Annotated in this window: 15 protein-coding genes; 6 read left to right on the plus strand and 9 right to left on the minus strand. The window is 61.2% G+C overall.

The window, feature by feature from the left end:
* Positions 1 to 152 precede the first annotated feature (152 nt).
* A complete protein-coding gene (locus RHSP_RS13740; protein WP_037151784.1) occupies positions 153 to 1,004 on the plus strand; it encodes a MurR/RpiR family transcriptional regulator in 852 nt (283 codons plus the stop codon).
* A 22-nt stretch (positions 1,005 to 1,026) separates the two neighbouring features.
* Here RHSP_RS13740 and RHSP_RS13745 read toward each other — a convergent pair whose 3' ends face one another.
* The 9 genes from RHSP_RS13745 to RHSP_RS13785 all read right to left on the minus strand — a co-directional run bounded on the left by RHSP_RS13745 (position 1,027) and on the right by RHSP_RS13785 (position 10,826).
* Positions 1,027 to 2,610, minus strand: coding sequence for an FGGY-family carbohydrate kinase (locus RHSP_RS13745; protein ID WP_004117816.1), 1,584 nt, complete (start codon positions 2,608 to 2,610; stop codon positions 1,027 to 1,029).
* A 20-nt stretch (positions 2,611 to 2,630) separates the two neighbouring features.
* Positions 2,631 to 3,305: an HAD family hydrolase gene (locus tag RHSP_RS13750; RefSeq protein WP_004117818.1), complete on the minus strand. Its 675-nt coding sequence runs from the start codon at positions 3,303 to 3,305 to the stop codon at positions 2,631 to 2,633.
* Positions 3,306 to 3,404: 99 nt separating this feature from the next.
* On the minus strand, positions 3,405 to 4,886 hold the full coding sequence (locus RHSP_RS13755) for a mannitol dehydrogenase family protein (RefSeq protein ID WP_004117819.1): 1,482 nt from the start codon (positions 4,884 to 4,886) through the stop codon (positions 3,405 to 3,407).
* Between the two features lie 151 nt (positions 4,887 to 5,037).
* On the minus strand, positions 5,038 to 6,036 hold the full coding sequence (locus RHSP_RS13760; protein WP_037151788.1) for an ABC transporter ATP-binding protein: 999 nt from the start codon (positions 6,034 to 6,036) through the stop codon (positions 5,038 to 5,040).
* An 11-nt stretch (positions 6,037 to 6,047) separates the two neighbouring features.
* A complete protein-coding gene (locus tag RHSP_RS13765; RefSeq protein WP_037151790.1) occupies positions 6,048 to 6,890 on the minus strand; it encodes a carbohydrate ABC transporter permease in 843 nt (280 codons plus the stop codon).
* A 1-nt stretch (position 6,891) separates the two neighbouring features.
* The gene (locus RHSP_RS13770) at positions 6,892 to 7,764 is read right to left on the minus strand and encodes a carbohydrate ABC transporter permease (RefSeq protein ID WP_004117823.1); all 873 of its coding nucleotides are present in this window, start codon (positions 7,762 to 7,764) and stop codon (positions 6,892 to 6,894) included.
* A gap of 148 nt (positions 7,765 to 7,912) precedes the next feature.
* On the minus strand, positions 7,913 to 9,229 hold the full coding sequence (locus RHSP_RS13775; protein ID WP_004117824.1) for an ABC transporter substrate-binding protein: 1,317 nt from the start codon (positions 9,227 to 9,229) through the stop codon (positions 7,913 to 7,915).
* A gap of 146 nt (positions 9,230 to 9,375) precedes the next feature.
* A complete protein-coding gene (locus RHSP_RS13780; RefSeq protein ID WP_004117825.1) occupies positions 9,376 to 10,329 on the minus strand; it encodes a sugar-binding transcriptional regulator in 954 nt (317 codons plus the stop codon).
* A 41-nt stretch (positions 10,330 to 10,370) separates the two neighbouring features.
* The gene (locus RHSP_RS13785; protein ID WP_004117828.1) at positions 10,371 to 10,826 is read right to left on the minus strand and encodes an RbsD/FucU family protein; all 456 of its coding nucleotides are present in this window, start codon (positions 10,824 to 10,826) and stop codon (positions 10,371 to 10,373) included.
* 225 nt (positions 10,827 to 11,051) lie between these two features.
* Here RHSP_RS13785 and RHSP_RS13790 point away from each other — a divergent pair, with 225 nt between their 5' ends.
* From RHSP_RS13790 to RHSP_RS13810, 5 genes are all read left to right on the plus strand, one after another.
* Positions 11,052 to 11,711 carry a response regulator transcription factor gene (locus RHSP_RS13790; RefSeq protein WP_037151794.1) on the plus strand — a complete coding sequence of 220 codons (660 nt, stop codon included), beginning with the start codon at positions 11,052 to 11,054 and terminating at the stop codon, positions 11,709 to 11,711.
* Positions 11,708 to 13,060: an ATP-binding protein gene (locus RHSP_RS13795; protein WP_037151797.1), complete on the plus strand. Its 1,353-nt coding sequence runs from the start codon at positions 11,708 to 11,710 to the stop codon at positions 13,058 to 13,060. The genes RHSP_RS13790 and RHSP_RS13795 overlap by 4 nt, the downstream gene beginning before the upstream one ends.
* Before the next feature lie 86 nt (positions 13,061 to 13,146).
* Positions 13,147 to 14,073, plus strand: coding sequence for an ROK family protein (locus RHSP_RS13800; protein ID WP_004117842.1), 927 nt, complete (start codon positions 13,147 to 13,149; stop codon positions 14,071 to 14,073).
* On the plus strand, positions 14,063 to 14,773 hold the full coding sequence (locus tag RHSP_RS13805) for a copper homeostasis protein CutC (protein WP_004117845.1): 711 nt from the start codon (positions 14,063 to 14,065) through the stop codon (positions 14,771 to 14,773). Before RHSP_RS13800 ends, RHSP_RS13805 begins: the two co-directional genes overlap by 11 nt.
* A gap of 241 nt (positions 14,774 to 15,014) precedes the next feature.
* Complete coding sequence (locus RHSP_RS13810; RefSeq protein WP_004117847.1) at positions 15,015 to 15,914, plus strand: DUF6030 family protein; 900 nt, start codon at positions 15,015 to 15,017, stop codon at positions 15,912 to 15,914.
* Positions 15,915 to 15,976 lie beyond the last annotated feature (62 nt).

Consider the following 15,976-nt stretch of genomic DNA (forward strand, 5'->3'; position numbering starts at 1 on the left):
CGTTGTAATAAAGTTTAGGCTAATATGTTTTAGATGCCTTGTTCCTAATAACAACCAAAACAACAACGGCGGCCTTATGAGATTTGTGTAACCAGTTGTTGCATCAATTGGTGCACTCAAACATTAAAAGGACCGTCAGTGGGGCGCAGAATTTGGAAGACCTCGGCCAAAAACTTAGGGAATATATTAAGGTTGGTACGCCAGCGGAGCGTCGAATTGCAAAGTATTTCTCAGAACATCTGAATGAGTTGCCATTCGAAACCGCCTCCTCCGTAGCCGATAGGCTGGAGTTGAGCCCGATGACGGTGGGACGATTCCTGCGATCCCTTGGCTATCACGGCCTTGATGGTATCCGGGTGCATCTGAAGGAGAATGTGGCTCCGGTTACGCTACAATTGCCGAACATTCTCGAACAACTTCAGAAGGATGCCGGCGAGAGCCGCCCCTTGGCGGCCCAGATCGTCGAACAGGTCGAGATATTGCAGCATATCTACAACCTCGCCAACCAGCCGCAGTGGCATGATGCGGTTTCGACAATCCTGTCATCAAGCAGTGTTTTCGTCGCGTCCCATCCCGGTCTTGCAGGGCTCGGTCGCCATTTCTGCGAGCGGCTGACCTTCGCTCGCGATCATGTTCTCTTCCTCGACGGAGCCAACGGCAGCTATATCGAAATGCTGGGCGCGCACTCCGAGGACAGCCTGCTCATCATCATCGATTCACCGCGCTTCGCCACTTCGCGGTTATTGGCGCGCTCCGCCCGTCGCGCCGGACACAAGGTTCTGCTGGCAACCGGCCAATTTACGGAATGGGCGCATGAATTTGCCAACGTCACGCTGTCGTTGCCACCTCCGCGGGCCAATAGCCGCGAGAGCCTCTCGGGCATGATGGCGCTGCTGGAATTGATCGCTATTGCCGTCGCGCAGGCCGCCGGCGGAGCGGCGGAAAGCAGGGCCCGCCGGATAGAAGAGCTACAGGGCATGTTCGCCCCGGCGCCGTTAAGATAAGCAGCATCAAGGGCCGATCCAGCTATTCCATGGCATCCAATTCCGCCCGATGGCGATACATGGCCAGGAAGCGGCGATAATCACGATCGTAAAGCGCCTTCTTGCGAGTATCCGGCAAGCGCTCGTGACCGCCGGGATACATGGCAGCACCCGCCGCACCGAGGCTTTCATGAAGACCGCAAGAGACGGAGGCGGCAATTGCGGTGCCGAGAAGCACCGTCTCGTTCATCTTCGGGGTCACGACCTTGCAGCCGGTCACGTCGGAGTAGAGTTCCATCAGCACCGAATTCTTCACATGGCCGCCGGCGACATGCAGCGTGTCGGGCACGTAGCCATAATCCCGCATCCGTTCCAGGATATGGCGGACGCCGAGCGCAATGCCGACGCTGCTGCGCCAATAGAGCCGGCAAAGGCCATCGAAAGACGCGTCCAGCGTCATGCCGCTGATGACACCCAATGCATGCGGATCGGCAAGCGGCGAGCGATTGCCGTGAAAATCGGGCAGCACGTGGATACGTCCGCCCAGCGAATCGCCCTCGGCAAGCCGGAGCTCGGCGATCCGCCGAACGATGCGATCATGCAACGCCGCCGTCGGAGGGCCGCCGGCCGCATGCATGCTGACGATATGGTCGAGAAGCGCGCCCGTTGCCGACTGCCCGGCCTCGACCAGCCACATTCCCGGGAACACAGCTTCGTAATAGGGGCCCCACATGCCGGTGCTGCGCTTGCGCTCGCGCGCGAAGGAAACCACGCAGCTCGAGGTTCCGGCAATCAGCGCCAGTTGATGCTCCAGCGTCGCGGCATCGCCGGCATAAGCGGCAAGCGCGCCGAGCGCCCCGGCATAGGCATCGATCATGCCGGCACCGACATGGCAGGCACGGTCGAGCCCCAGCGCTTTCGCAGCCTCGGCCGTTAAGGTGCCGATACTGCTGCCGACGGCGACACTCTCCTCGGGAAGACCGCCGCGCTCGCGCAGGTCGCCAAGGCCGATCACGTTGAGAAAATCGGCCTGCCAGCCCGGCTCGCGATGGGCTAGATAGTTCCATTTCGCCACCAGCGTCGAACGCGACCGCGCAACCAAACCCGTGGCCTTCCAGGTCATGAAATCGGCAAGATCGAAGAAATAGCCGGCCTCAGCCCAGCTTTCCGGCAGGTTTTCCTTCAGCCACATCAGCTTCGGCATTTCCATTTCCGGCGACATGAACTCGCCCGAATATTCGAGAACCGCATGCCTCGTCGCCGTGCAGTAATCCGCCTCCGCCAGCGCCCGATGATCGAGCCAGACGATGGTGTCGAACCTCTTGTCGCCACCGGTGGAAACGGTGAGCTGCCTGGCATCCCGATCGCGCACCACCAGTGAGCAGGTTGCATCGAAACCGATCGCGCCGATGACGGATGCATCGACGCCAGACGCTTTTACGGCTGCGCGAACAGCCGTGCAAACGGCGGCCCATATGTCTTCGGAATCATGCTCGGCGTGGTTCTCACGCGGGCGGTTCATCAGGATCGGCTGTTCGCTTTTCGCCAGCAGTGAGCCGCTCGCCGTGAAGACACCGGCGCGCGCACTGCCTGTGCCGATATCGACCGCAACCACGTGATCACGCATGAAAAAGAGGTCCCGACCACTTATCTCTTGTTGCGGACAAGTTGTATCAATTCCGGCATCGCGTCAAACACGACTTCCGGCGAAAGCTGTTCCAGCTCCGCCCGGTAACTCGGCGAATGCGCATGCGAACCGCCGGTGAAGGCGAAGACCGTCATGCCGGCCGCGCGCGCCGCCGTGATGCCGGCCGGGCTGTCTTCCACGACGAGACAATCCTTCGGCGGCACACCCATCTTTTCCGCCGCATAAAGAAACAGATCCGGCGCCGGCTTCCCGCGCTTGACCATGCTGGCGCTGAAAATGTGCGGCTCCAGCTTGTCCAGAAGGCCGGTCACGCCGAGCGAGAGGCGGATGCGCTCCAGCTGGCTCGAGGAGGCGACGCAGCGTGGCAGCGAAAGCGCATCCAGCGTCGCGGCAATGCCATCGATCGGCTTCAACTCGTGCCTGAAGCGCTCATAGAGATCGTTGCGGATACGATCGAGAAACGCCTGGTCGATGAAGACATCGAATTCCGTCTGCATCGTATCGACGAGCGTCGCCAGGCTCTTGCCGAGGAAACGGCTGTAGACATCCTCTTCGCTCATCTCGACGCCGACGTCGCGCATCGCCTGGATGAGCACGCCGACCGACAGCGGCTCGCTATCGACAAGCACGCCATCGCAATCGAAGATTACGAGCCCTGTTCCCTCACTCGTCATCACACATCCAACCTGGATTCCGTTGCTGTCCCGCCTGGACGAAATGTCGGCATGACAATGAAAAACGGCCGGAGCAGGAGAACTCCGGCCGTTCGAAAATTATTCCGCGAGTTTGTTATCCAAGTATAGCTGCAGGGTGGCGCGGGTTCCCTTTTCCCACAGCGTTTTCAGGGCATGCGCGAAGCGCTTGCGGAAAAGATCGGATTTGGCGACATCGCCGAAGATATCGTCGAATATCAGGAAGGCTGCCGGATCATTCTTCGCCTTGAGGGCTGCTTCATGCAGCCGGTCGGCGCTGGCATCGTTGAAAACGATGTCCTTGCCGCTGTCGCTCTTGCCGGCGAAGTAGCGGCACCAGAGGGCTGAGACGAGCGCAAGGCCGACAATATCCTCGCCGCGACGAAGACGATCGGCTGTGGATGGCAGGATGAACTTCGGCTGACGGTTCGAGCCGTCCTGTGCCAGGCGCGGGATGGTATCGGCGATCTTCGGATTGGAAAAACGCCGCTCGATCAACTTGAAATAATCCGCAAGCACGGTGTTCGGCACCGGCGGGATGACGGGGATGATCTCGTCGTTTTCGAGCTTTGCGAGGAAGGCCCGGATCAGCGGCTCTTCCATGGCTTCATGCACGAAATGGATATCCATCAGTGCCGCCGGATAGGCGATCGCCGCATGGCCGCCGTTGAGAATGCGGATCTTCATGTGCTCATAGGGCGTGACGTCGGGCACGAAGGTCACGCCGACCTTTTCCAGCGCCGGCCGGCCGGCGGGGAAATTGTCCTCCAGCACCCATTGCTTGAACTCTTCGCAATAGACGGGCCAGTTGTCTTCGATGTCGAAGACTTCCTTCAGAAGATCGATCTCGCGCGCACCCGTCGCCGGCGTGATGCGGTCGACCATGCCGTTCGGGAAAGCGACGTTCGCGGCGATCCAGTCGGCAAAGGCCGGGTCGGAGAGCCGCGCTGTGCCGACGACGGCGGCTTTGGTGACGCCACCATTGTGGGGGATGTTGTCGCAGGACATGACGGTGAAGGACGGCAAGCCGGCGGCAAGCCGCGCCTTGAGGCCGGCCACGATCAGGCCGAACACCGTTTTCGGCGCATTCGGGTTCTGACCGTCGGCGACGATTGCCGGATGGGCGGGATTGAACTTGCCCGAGGCGTCGATGAAGTATCCGCCCTCGGTGATCGTCATGGAAACGATGCGGATCGTCGGATCGGTGAGCTTGGCGATCATGGCCTTGGCGTCGCCGACCGGCAGAATGTCGATCATCGGTGCGGTCACGCGTGCGACCGTGCGATTATTGTCCTGCTCGACCACGGTCGTCAAAAAGTCCTGAGCGGCGAGCTTTTCCCGCATGGCCGCATCGGAAGGCAGCACGCCCGCACCGATAATCGCCCAGTCATGCGCCCCGCCGGCATTGAAGAGATCGTCGAGATAAACAGCCTGATGGGCGCGATGGAAATTGCCGACACCGAAATGCACGATGCCCGCCGAAAGCGACTTCGGATCGTAGGCAGGAATAGCCGCCTTTGCGGCCGCCTGCTGAAGAGTTGCGAGCGATAATTTGCACGTCATGTCTCTCGTCCTTCTGAAAGGTCTCTGGCTCAGAGCGGTTTGGGACGACCGCGCCGGCTGGTGTTCTCGCCCGTCCGCATAGATCGATAAATGCGAACCGGAAGAAATGCTTTGGCCGTGCGCATTGATCGCGCACGGCCTTGGTTTTGGCTCAGATCGACAGGCCCTCGGCGTTAAACCGATGAATATGCGCCTTGTCCGGCGTCAGATAGACCGTGTCGCCGGCCCGGGCCGGGAAATCGCCCGAACCGCGCGCCGTCACCGTGCCGATCCCATCGACATCGATGTGCAGGAAGGTGTCGGAGCCGAGATGCTCGGCAACCAGCACTTTCCCCTGCCAGTCACCCGAACTTGTCGACAGCAGCACATGCTCCGGCCTGACGCCGATGGTGTCGCCGCCGAGGCTCTGGGCATAAGCGCCCTTGACGAAATTCATCTTCGGCGAGCCGATGAAACCGGCGACGAAGAGATTGCGCGGGCTGCGATAGAGTTCCAGCGGCGAACCCACCTGCTCGATATTGCCGCGGTTGAGCACGACGATCTTGTCGGCCATGGTCATGGCCTCGACCTGATCGTGCGTCACATAGATCATCGTCGTCTTCAGCTGCTGATGCAGCTCGCTGATTTCGAGTCGCATGTTGACGCGCAGCGCCGCGTCCAGGTTCGACAAGGGCTCGTCGAACAGGAAGGCTGCCGGCTGGCGCACGATGGCGCGGCCGATGGCGACGCGCTGACGCTGACCGCCGGAAAGCTGGCGCGGCTTGCGCTCCAGATAGTCCGTGAGGTTCAGGACGCGCGCGGCATCCGCGACCTTCTTGTCGATTTCCGCCTGCGGCATATTCGCCATTTTGAGCGGAAAAGCGATGTTCTTGCGCACGCTCATATGCGGATAGAGCGCGTAGGACTGGAACACCATGGCAAGGCCGCGGTCGGACGGCTTCAGATTGGTGCCGTCCTTTCCGTCGATCATGATCTGCCCGCCGGAGACGTCTTCGAGGCCGGCGATCAGGCGCAGAAGCGTGGACTTGCCGCAGCCGGACGGGCCGACGAACACCACGAACTCACCATTATCGATCTCGAGGTCGATGGAAGGGATGACCTTGGCTTCGCCGAAGACCTTGGAAACTTGTCTGAGAACAATGCTACCCATGCTTGTCTTCCTTACTTAACCGCGCCGAAGGTAAGGCCGCGAACGAGTTGTTTCTGGCTGAACCAGCCGAGGATCAGGATCGGAGCGATCGCCATGGTCGATGCCGCCGAAAGCTTGGCATAGAACAGGCCCTCGGGGCTGGAGTAGGAGGCGATGAAGGTGCTCAGCGGTGCTGCTTCGACGGCCGACAGATTGAGCGTCCAGAAGGCCTCGTTCCAGGCGAGGATGATGTTGAGCAGCATCGTCGAGGCAAGGCCGGGGATCGCCATCGGCGTCAGAACGTAGATGATCTCCTTGGCGAGCGTCGCTCCGTCCATGCGGGCCGCTTCGAGGATCTCTCCGGGGATCTCCTTGAAGTAGGTGTAGAGCATCCAGACGATGATCGGCAGGTTGATGAGCATCAGGACGACGACCATACCCGCGCGGCTGGCGAACTGGTTGTTCAAGAGGCCGAAGCCCTGGAACAGAAGATAGATCGGGATGAAGGCGCCGACCGGCGGCATCATTTTCGTCGACAGCATCCACATCAGGACGTCCTTGGTCCGCTTGGTCGGCGAAAATGCCATGGCCCAGGCGGCCGGAACGGAGACGATGAGGCCGAGAATAGTCGACCCGAAAGCGATGATGACCGAGTTGCCGAAGTGGAGGAAGTAATTCGAGCGCGACTGCACCTCGAAATAATTCTGCAGCGTCCAGTGGAAAAAGAGGAACTGCGGCGGCGAGGCGATGGCATCACCCTCGGTCTTGAAGCTCGTCAGGATCGTCCACAGGATCGGGAAGAAGATGAGCAGCGCCACGACCCATGCGACGACGGATATGGCGATCTTGCGCTGCGTGCTGATTTTGCGTGCCATCTCAAGCCTCCAGATTCTTGCCGACTGCGCGCATCAGGAAGATCGCGACGATATTGGCAAGGATGACGGCGATGATGCCGCCTGCCGATGCGCTGCCGACGTCCTGTGACAGAACGATCTGCGAATAGACCAGATAGGTCAGGTTGGTCGTCGCCGTGCCCGGGCCGCCATTGGTGGTGACCAGGATCTCGGCGAAGGCGGAGAGCAGGAAAATCGTCTCGATCAGGATCACCACGGTGATGGCGCGGGCCAGATGCGGCAGGGTGATATAGATGAACTTCGAAACCGGACCTGCACCATCCATCTCGGCTGCTTCCTTCTGCTCTTCGTCCAGCGACTGCAGGGCGGTCAGCAGGATGAGCGTGGCAAAGGGCAGCCATTGCCAGGCGACGATGATGATGACCGACAAAAGCGGAACCGTCTCCAGCCAGGTCAGCGGATCAAGCCCGAAGAACCGGAAGAGATGCGCCAGGAGCCCGTTCACCGGGTTCATGAACATATGCTTCCAGATCAGGGCGGCGACCGTCGGCATCACGAAGAAAGGCGCAAGCACCAGCATGCGCACGATGCCCTGGCCGAAGATCGGCTGATCAAGAAGGAGCGCCAGCGCAATGCCGCCGATGACGGTGATCAGCAACGCGCCACCGACCAGCAGCAGTGTCACGATCAGCGAACTTAGGAAGGCCGGATCGGTGATGAAATATTCGTAGTTGAGCCAACCGAGGAAATCATGCGTGCCGGGATTGAGCAGATTGTAGTTCAGCGTCGAGAAATAGATCGTCATCACGAGCGGGACGATCATCCACGCAAAGAGGAGCAGAACCGAGGGCGCCATCATGGTGCGTGCGGTAGAACGGGTGTGCAACGTTGCCATGGCAAGTACCGACCTATCTTTAAGCAGGAAGAGGTGGCCGTGGACCGGCTGAAACGAAAAGGGCCGCCAAGGGCAGTTCGGCGCTCGGCGGCCTAGAGGAAAGCAATGCTCGAGAGGAGGCACTGCTTTCCTTAGCTTCAGAGGCCCCTTACTTCGGATAGCCGGCCTTCTTCATTTCGCGTTCCGTCAGCTGCTGAGCAGCCTTCAGAGCCTGATCGACGGAGATCTGACCGGCAAGAGCGGCCGAGAACTGCTGGCCGACAGCCGTGCCGATGCCCTGGAACTCGGGGATGGCGACAAACTGGACGCCGACATAGGGAACCGGCTTCACGGTCGGATGCGTCGGGTCGGCCGAGTTGATCGAGTCGAGCGTCATCTTCGCGAAAGACGCTGCCTTCTGGTAGTCCGCATTCGCATAGAGCGAGGTACGGGTGCCGGGAGGTGCGTTCAGCCAGCCTTCCTTCTGTGCGACAAGGCTGGTGTATTCCTTGCTGGTTGCCCAGGAGATGAACTTCTCTGCGATTTCAGCCTTCTTCGACGAAGCCGGGATGGCGAGGTTCCATGCCCAGAGCCAGTTGCCGCGCTTGCCGAGGCCCTTGTCCGGCGCCAGAGCGAAGCCGACCTTGTCGGCAACCTTGGATTCCTTCGGATCGGAGACGAAGGAAGCTGCAACCGTTGCGTCGATCCACATTCCGCACTTGCCGGACTGGAACAGGGCCAGGTTTTCGTTGAAGCCGTTGGAGGAAGCGCCTGGAGGGCCGGCATCCTTCATCAGCTTGACGTAGAAGTCGAGCGTCGCCTTCCATTCCGGCTGGTCGAATTGTGCCTTCCACTTTTCGTCGAACCAGCGGGCGCCGAAGGAGTTCGACATCGCCGTCAGGAACGCCATGTTCTCGCCCCAGCCTGCCTTGCCGCGAAGGCAGATGCCGTAGACTTCATGGTCCTTGTCGGTGATCTTGCGGGCCGCATCGGCAACGAAGTCCCAGGTCGGCGCGTCCGGCATCTTCAGGCCGGCCTTGTCGAACAGGTCCTTGCGGTACATCACCATCGAGCTTTCGCCATAGAACGGTGCCGCATAGAGCTTGCCGTCGGTGGTCAGACCGCTGCGAATGGCCGGGAGAAGGTCATTCACGTCATAGTCCTTGTCGGCGGAAAGCTTGTCGAGCGAGGCAAGCCAGCCGAGCTTGCTCCAGATCGGCACTTCGTAGGTGCCGATGGTCAACACGTCGTACTGGCCGGCTTTGGTCGCGATGTCGGTCGTAACCTTCTGGCGCAATACGTTTTCTTCAAGCGTGACCCATTGCAGATCGATACCGGGGTTCTTGGCTTTGAAGTCGTCCGTAAGCTTCTGCATACGAACCATGTCGCCGTTGTTGACTGTCGCAATCGTGAGGGTTTCGGCGGACGCCAAGCCGGCAAACATCAGCGCCGAGCAGGCGCTCAGCAGTAAAGTTTTCAATTTCATATCTTCCTCCCAGAAGACCAAAAATGAGCATTCGCTTTGCTCGTGGGCAATTACTCACCTCTTGCGACAAAATGTCAATGCGAATTCGTTGCTGCATTGCCGAGCAAGCAACCTATCAGTTTGTTTTCATGGATTAAATTTTTTGCTCAGTCCCTGAGCAAAAACTCAGCAACTGCTTCATCGGTGATCAAACCGTTGATTTGGCGGCCGATAACGGCAGCCTTGATTGCCTCGAACTTGCGCTTCCCCTTGGCGATTCCGATGACGGAGGAGGTATCGCGCGACGGCAGCGGCGCGCTTGCGACGCGATCGTTGACGTCGTCGGGCATGAGCTTCCCCTGGCCATCGAAGACCCAGCCGCAAATCTCGCCGGCCGCGCCGCGTTTCATCAGGGCCAGCATCTCGTCCCTCTCGAGGAAGCCGTCGAGACAGAGCGGCGCCTCGACACCCATTTCGCCGATGCCGACAAAGGTCACGTCGGCCTGGGCGCTGATATCGAGCGTCGAGCGTACCAGCGCCTGCGCGTGCAGCAGCTCGCGTTCCTCGGCCGAAGATACCAGCACCGGCAGCGGCATCGGAAAATGCCGCGCCTTGACGACGTCGGCCATGCTGAAGATGACGTTGTAATAGGCGGCCGAGCCGTCCGGGCCGATATTGCCCGTCAGCGACACCACACGGTGCTGCAGACATTCGATCGCCGGCAACTGGTCGACCGCGGCCTTCAGAGTGCGGCCTGTACCGATCGCGACCACGATCGGGTCGCTGCGCTTCAGCCAGCGCTCGATTTCGGCGGCACCCGCCTGAGCGATGCCGACCGTCGAGGACGTGCCGTCCGGATCGCTCGGCACGATATCGACATGCCGCAGATTGAACTTCTTCTTGAGCGCCGCCGAATATTCAAGGCAAGCGGCGATCGGATGATCCAGCCGAACCTTGATCAGCCGTTCGGCGACAGCAAGCGACACCAGCCTCTGCGCCGACTGGCGGGAAATCCCCATCGCGACGGCGATCTCGTCCTGCGTCCGCCCGGCGACGTAATAGAGCCATCCGGCGCGCGCCGCATCGTCAAGCCGCCCTTGGGAATCCAGCTTCTTCGCCATCGCATTCCTTTATCGAAACAGCGCTCAGTCCGGTGATGGGATCACTCAGCTTCCGGCGGGATGACGCCCTTGGTCAAGGTGAAACAACCATAGAAGCGGCGTTCACCCGTCTGGATCACGCAATAGGCATCCTTGGCGCGCTCGTAGAAGGCAAATCGCTCGACCGGCGACAGCGGCCAGTGCTTGCCCTCGGCCTTGTCGATCGCCGCCTGCACTTCGCGCTGGACCTGCGGCACCTCGTCTGGCGCACCCACAACTTCCATGCGCGTCGCCGCATCGTCGATGAAGCTATCGAGCGGCATCAGCGACAATATCGCGGCAACGGCATCGGCCGCCGGCACATTGTCGATGCGCAGCAGCTCACCCAAGACCGTCTGGCTCGCAATGGCCTCCGCGGGAAAATTCGTATCCACGACGACGAGCATGTCGCCATGCCCCATCGATTTCAGCGCGTAGAGCACATCCGCATTCAACAGCGGCGAAATTCCCTTCAGCATGACCGAACAACCTCCAATGGCCTGTGGCGGCTATCCTGCGCCGCTTCGTTCTCCGCGCAAAGAAGTAACCACGGCACCCCAGTCTGTCCATAGGTGCCGGGAACGTTTCCGGCAAAGACGCCTCGGCTTGAAAGACATATCTCCTCAAGGCCTATTTTGGCCGTTATTGACCCGATAGGTTCGTCGGCATTAACTGAAGCGCAGTCAACGGTTGAGAGGGCTAAGGTGCGGATTCTCCTTGTGGAAGACGATGATACGATCGGCAGCGCCGTTCGCGACCATATCGCGGCAGATTCGCACGCCGTCGACTGGGTAAAAAATCTGGCCGATGCCGGCGAAGTTACCAGTGCCGTGAATTACGGCCTCGTCCTGCTCGACCTGCAGCTTCCGGACGGCAGCGGCATCGATTTTCTCAAGCGCCTGCGCCGCAAGCCTGACGAGACCCCCGTCATCATCCTCACCGCCCGCGACCAGATCTCCGATCGTATCGAGGGCTTGAACAGCGGCGCCGACGATTATCTCGTAAAGCCCTTCAGTCTCGGCGAGCTTACCGCCCGCATCCTGGCGGTCGCCCGGCGCTATATCGGCAGCCCGCAGCCGACCATCCGCTTTGCCGACCTCGAGATCGATCAGCCGCAGCGACGCGTCCGGCTGGAAGGCAAGGACATCGTACTGACGGGGCGCGAATGGGCCGTGCTCGACCTGCTTGTCGCCCGGCCGGGCGCGATCGTGTCGAAGGACAAGATCGAAGAAGCGCTCTACGCTTTCGGCTCCGAAATCGAGAGCAATACGGTCGAAGTCTATGTCAGCCGCCTGCGCAAGAAGATCGGCAAGGACCGCATCCGGACGGCGCGCGGCGTCGGCTATAGCCTGGGTGACAAATGACGAAGCCCAATGAGCCTAGCCGCGCCAGCATCACCTGGCGCCTGATCGCCGCGCTCACCGGGACCGTCGTGCTTTTCTGGCTGATTGCCGTCGGCATCGGCGTCTATGTCGTCCATAAGGAACTGTCCGAGACTTTCGACGGCGCGCTGCAGGAAACCGCGGAGCGGCTGATGCCTCTGGTGCTCGATGATCTCGGCAATCGCGACCATTCGGGCGATCCGCAAAGCCTGGAGCAGCTGAACAAGGGGCTGAACCGCGAATATCTGACCTATCAGGTGCTCGATGCGAACGGCAAGGTCATCCTGCATTCGCACGACGCTCCGCCAACGGCCTACGATGTGCCGCTGGCGCTCGGCTTCCACAACTCTGAGCGATATCGGATCTATACGGAATCGTCGGCTGACGGGACCATCTTCCTGCACGTCGCCGACGCCTTCAAGAATCGTCGCGAAGCCTCCCGCGAAAGCGGTGTCGCGCTGCTCTGGCCGTTGCTGGCCCTCATTCCCGCCAGCATCGTCGCCATCGGTCTTGTCGTCGGCCGGTCGCTGCGGCCGATCGACCGCCTGCGATCGCAGATCGCCACCAAGGACGGCGGCAATATGATGCCGCTGGATAGCGAGACTCTGCCGCGCGAGCTGCAGCCGATCGCCCGGTCCGTCAATCTCCTGCTCGACCGTCTTCGCCTCGCCTTGGAAGCCGAGCGCGAATTCTCCGCCAATAGCGCCCATGAACTGCGCACGCCGATTGCCGGCGCCCTCGCGCAGACCCAGCGCCTGCTGGCGGAATTGCCGCCGGGTCCGCTTGCCGAACGCGCCAGCCGCATCGAGACCTCGCTCTCCAATCTCGGCCGTCTGGCTGAAAAGCTGCTGCAGCTCTCCCGCGCCCAGGCCGGCATCGGCACCGGCGACAAGCCAATCGATCTGATCGCGGTCATCGAAACCGTGATCGGCGACTACGACCGCGACACGGGCACTGCCGGACGCGTCTTGCTGGAGAACGAGACGAAGGGAAAGCTGATCCGCAATATCGATATCGACGCCTTTGCCATCGTCATGCGCAACCTGATCGACAACGCATTGGTCCACGGACCGGTCGACGATGAAGTGACCGTCAGCATTGGCGATGGCACCGTCCGCGTCGTCAACGGCGGCCATGTGCTTTCGCAGGAGGAATTCGCCGGCCTGAAGAAACGCTTCTGGCGTGGCAGGACAAAGGCCGCCGGCTCAGGCCTCGGGCTTTCCATCGTCGAGCGTATCGTCAATCAGATCGGAGGGCGCATCGACCTCATATCGCCCGCCACAGGAAGACCTGATGGCTTCGAAGCGAGGATTACCCTGCCGCGCGGCTGATGCGGCGGGGCACCTCGAGGATTGGTCTTGCAAAGACCGGCAAAGGGTGCGAGCAAGTGCCGCATGTTTCCTGCAGGTCTGTATTCATGATCGTTTCCTTCGACATCGGCGGTAGCGCCATCAAGGGCGGAATCGCCCGCTCCATGACGGATATTCTGCCGCTGGCCCGGCGCCCGACCCCCAGGCATGATTTTGCGGAATTCGTCGCAGTCCTGCGCGAAGTGATCGCCGAAGCCGGCGGGAAGCCGACCTGCCTCTCCTTTTCCATTGCCGGCGTGGTGGACCCCGACACGCAGGCGCTGACCTGCGCCAACATACGCTGTATTGATGGCCGGCATCTTGCGGCCGATCTGGAAGCGGAACTCGGCTACCCGGTACTGATCGCCAACGACGCCGATTGCTTCGCCATGGCGGAAGCCATGTCCGGCGCCGGCCGCGGCCATCGCATCGTCTTCGGCGCCATTCTCGGCACCGGCGTCGGCGGCGGCCTGGTGGCGGACGGACGCTTGGTCAACGCTGCCGGCGGCTTTGCCGGCGAATGGGGTCATGGGCCGATCATCGCGTCCTTCGCCGGCGATCCGCCGGCCGCCATCCCCGCCTATCCCTGCGGCTGCGGCCAGAAGGGTTGCGTCGACACAGTCGGCGGCGCCCGTGGCATCGAGCGCCTGCACAAGACGCTGTACGGTGCCGAATTGTCGAGCGAAGAGATCATCGACCGGTGGCTGAAGGACGACACGCAGGCGCAGCGCACGATCGACGTCATGATCGATCTGGTCGCCTCACCGCTTGCGCTTACGGTCAACATAACAGGCGCGACCATCGTTCCGGTCGGAGGCGGCCTTTCCAACGTCGAACCGCTTCTGGCACGGCTGGACCAGGCGGTACGCGCCCGCATCCTGCGCAAATTCGGCCGGCCGTTGGTGGTCCCAAGCCAATGCAAGCTTGAGCCGGGGCTGATCGGCGCCGCCCTGCTGGGGCTGCAATATGCGGAAGAACACCATCATGCTGCTTGAGATCTGCGTCGACGATATTTCCGGCCTCAAGACCGCCATCGCGGGTGGCGCCGATCGCATCGAGCTCTGCAGCGCGCTATCCGTCGGTGGCCTCACTCCGAGCGCTGGGCTGATAGAGGCGGCGGCGGGCATGCCCGTTCCTTCCTATGCCATGATCCGCCCGCGCGCCGGCAGCTTCGTCTATTCTGCCGACGAGCTCGACGTCATGAAGCGCGATATCGACATGGCGCGCGATGCCGGACTGCCGGGCGTCGTATTCGGCGCTTCGCTGCCCGACGGACGGCTCGATTTCAATGCGCTGGCCGCACTGGCAGCCCACGCCGGAACACTTGGCAAGACGCTGCACCGCGCCTTCGACCTCGTCCCGGATATCGGCGAGGCCGTCGAAATGGCCGTCTCCCTTGGCTTCGAACGCATCCTGACATCGGGTGGCGCAAAAACCAGTGCGGAAGGCATCGCAACGCTGGAGCGGGTGATCGCCATTGCGGCCGGCCGTATTTCCATCATGCCAGGCGCAGGCGTCACGCTCGCGACGATCGGTCAGCTATGGCCGCGATTGCCGATCAGCGAAATCCACTCCTCCTGTTCCGTGGCGGCAAGCGAGACCGATGAACGGCTGCTCGCCCTCGGATTTTCGGCACCGTCGGCTCGTCGCACCGATGCAGCGACCGTCAAAGCGCTCAAGGCCTATTTCGCCTAGAGCTCTTCGGCCCTCTACTGAAACTCAGAGCCGCTCCAGCCCGTTGTTTTCACGCAATTCCGGGCTAAGGGCTGCCGCGTGCCTTTCCCAGAGTTGCTGCAAGCAACGCCATGAATTGACAAAGAAACATTAGAATGATCAATCGTTCATAAACGCATATGCTGTAGGCATGGGCGAGCTGTGCAACATGCAATCGTTGCAGCAAGGCGAATTTCCTCGGGAGCAGCTGTAGATCTCAATCATGTCGGTGGCGCCACCTCGCAAGAAAAGCTGGGCTGTGTTCTGGGTTGCCGCTGTCGTCATCGGCTCGATCATCTTGGCGACCGCGCTGCTTGCCAACGACATGCGCAACCTGAGAGCGCTGGACCGCCGCTATCATCTCAACCTGTTCCCCAAGTCTGAGCAGCGGCCCCCGCCGGCACCGGCGCAAAGCGCTGGAAACTCGGTCCCGCCACCCGCCGGAGCTGCTTCAAGCACCGTAGTCGGAAACAAGACCGCGGCGCCGGCCGGCGCCGCCGTGCGCAGCGCTCGGGCACCGGCCAAGGCAGCAGCCGCCAAATCATCCCCGGACAGAACTTCGCACCTGTTCGATCCCCCGGTCGATGCGCTGCGCAGCGCCTTCGTGCGAAGCTGGCGGATATCTGGCCAGAACCTTTGCGCCGATCTGGTGAAGTTCGGCCTTTCCGTCGGCGAATGGCGGCCAAGCGAACTGGGCGGCGGCACCTCGGAATGCAGCTATGCCGTCCAGAAGGGCGCCTATGGCGATCCGAAGGCAGCTTCCTTCTTCATCATCGTCCGCGGCAAGCCGACCGGTGAGCTCGACACCATCCGCATCAAGGTGATCATGCCCGACAACGCCGACGGCAAAGCCATCGCCAGCACTTTCGTCGATACCGTCGTGCTCTTGCTCAACGAGACGCACTGGCTGGATTTTCAAACTGCGTTGGATGCGATCGGCACCTTGCAGGATGTGACGCTGCAGGCCTTCGGCGCCAAGCTCAGCTTCTTCAAGGAATTCCAGGGCAACAATAATTTCAATCTTCAGCTGGAGCTGAGAAGAACCGCGCCGGAACAGATCCGAACGGCGACCGTTTTCGACAAGGCGCGCTGGACGCTGCGTTCTCCCCTGTCGATCAACTAGGGCACGGGACGCGCACGGCATCTGGCGAACCTGGCCGGTCCGGTTTTCGTTGCACTGCGCCA

Source organism: Rhizobium freirei PRF 81 (assembly GCF_000359745.1).
GTDB classification, from domain to species: domain Bacteria; phylum Pseudomonadota; class Alphaproteobacteria; order Rhizobiales; family Rhizobiaceae; genus Rhizobium; species Rhizobium freirei.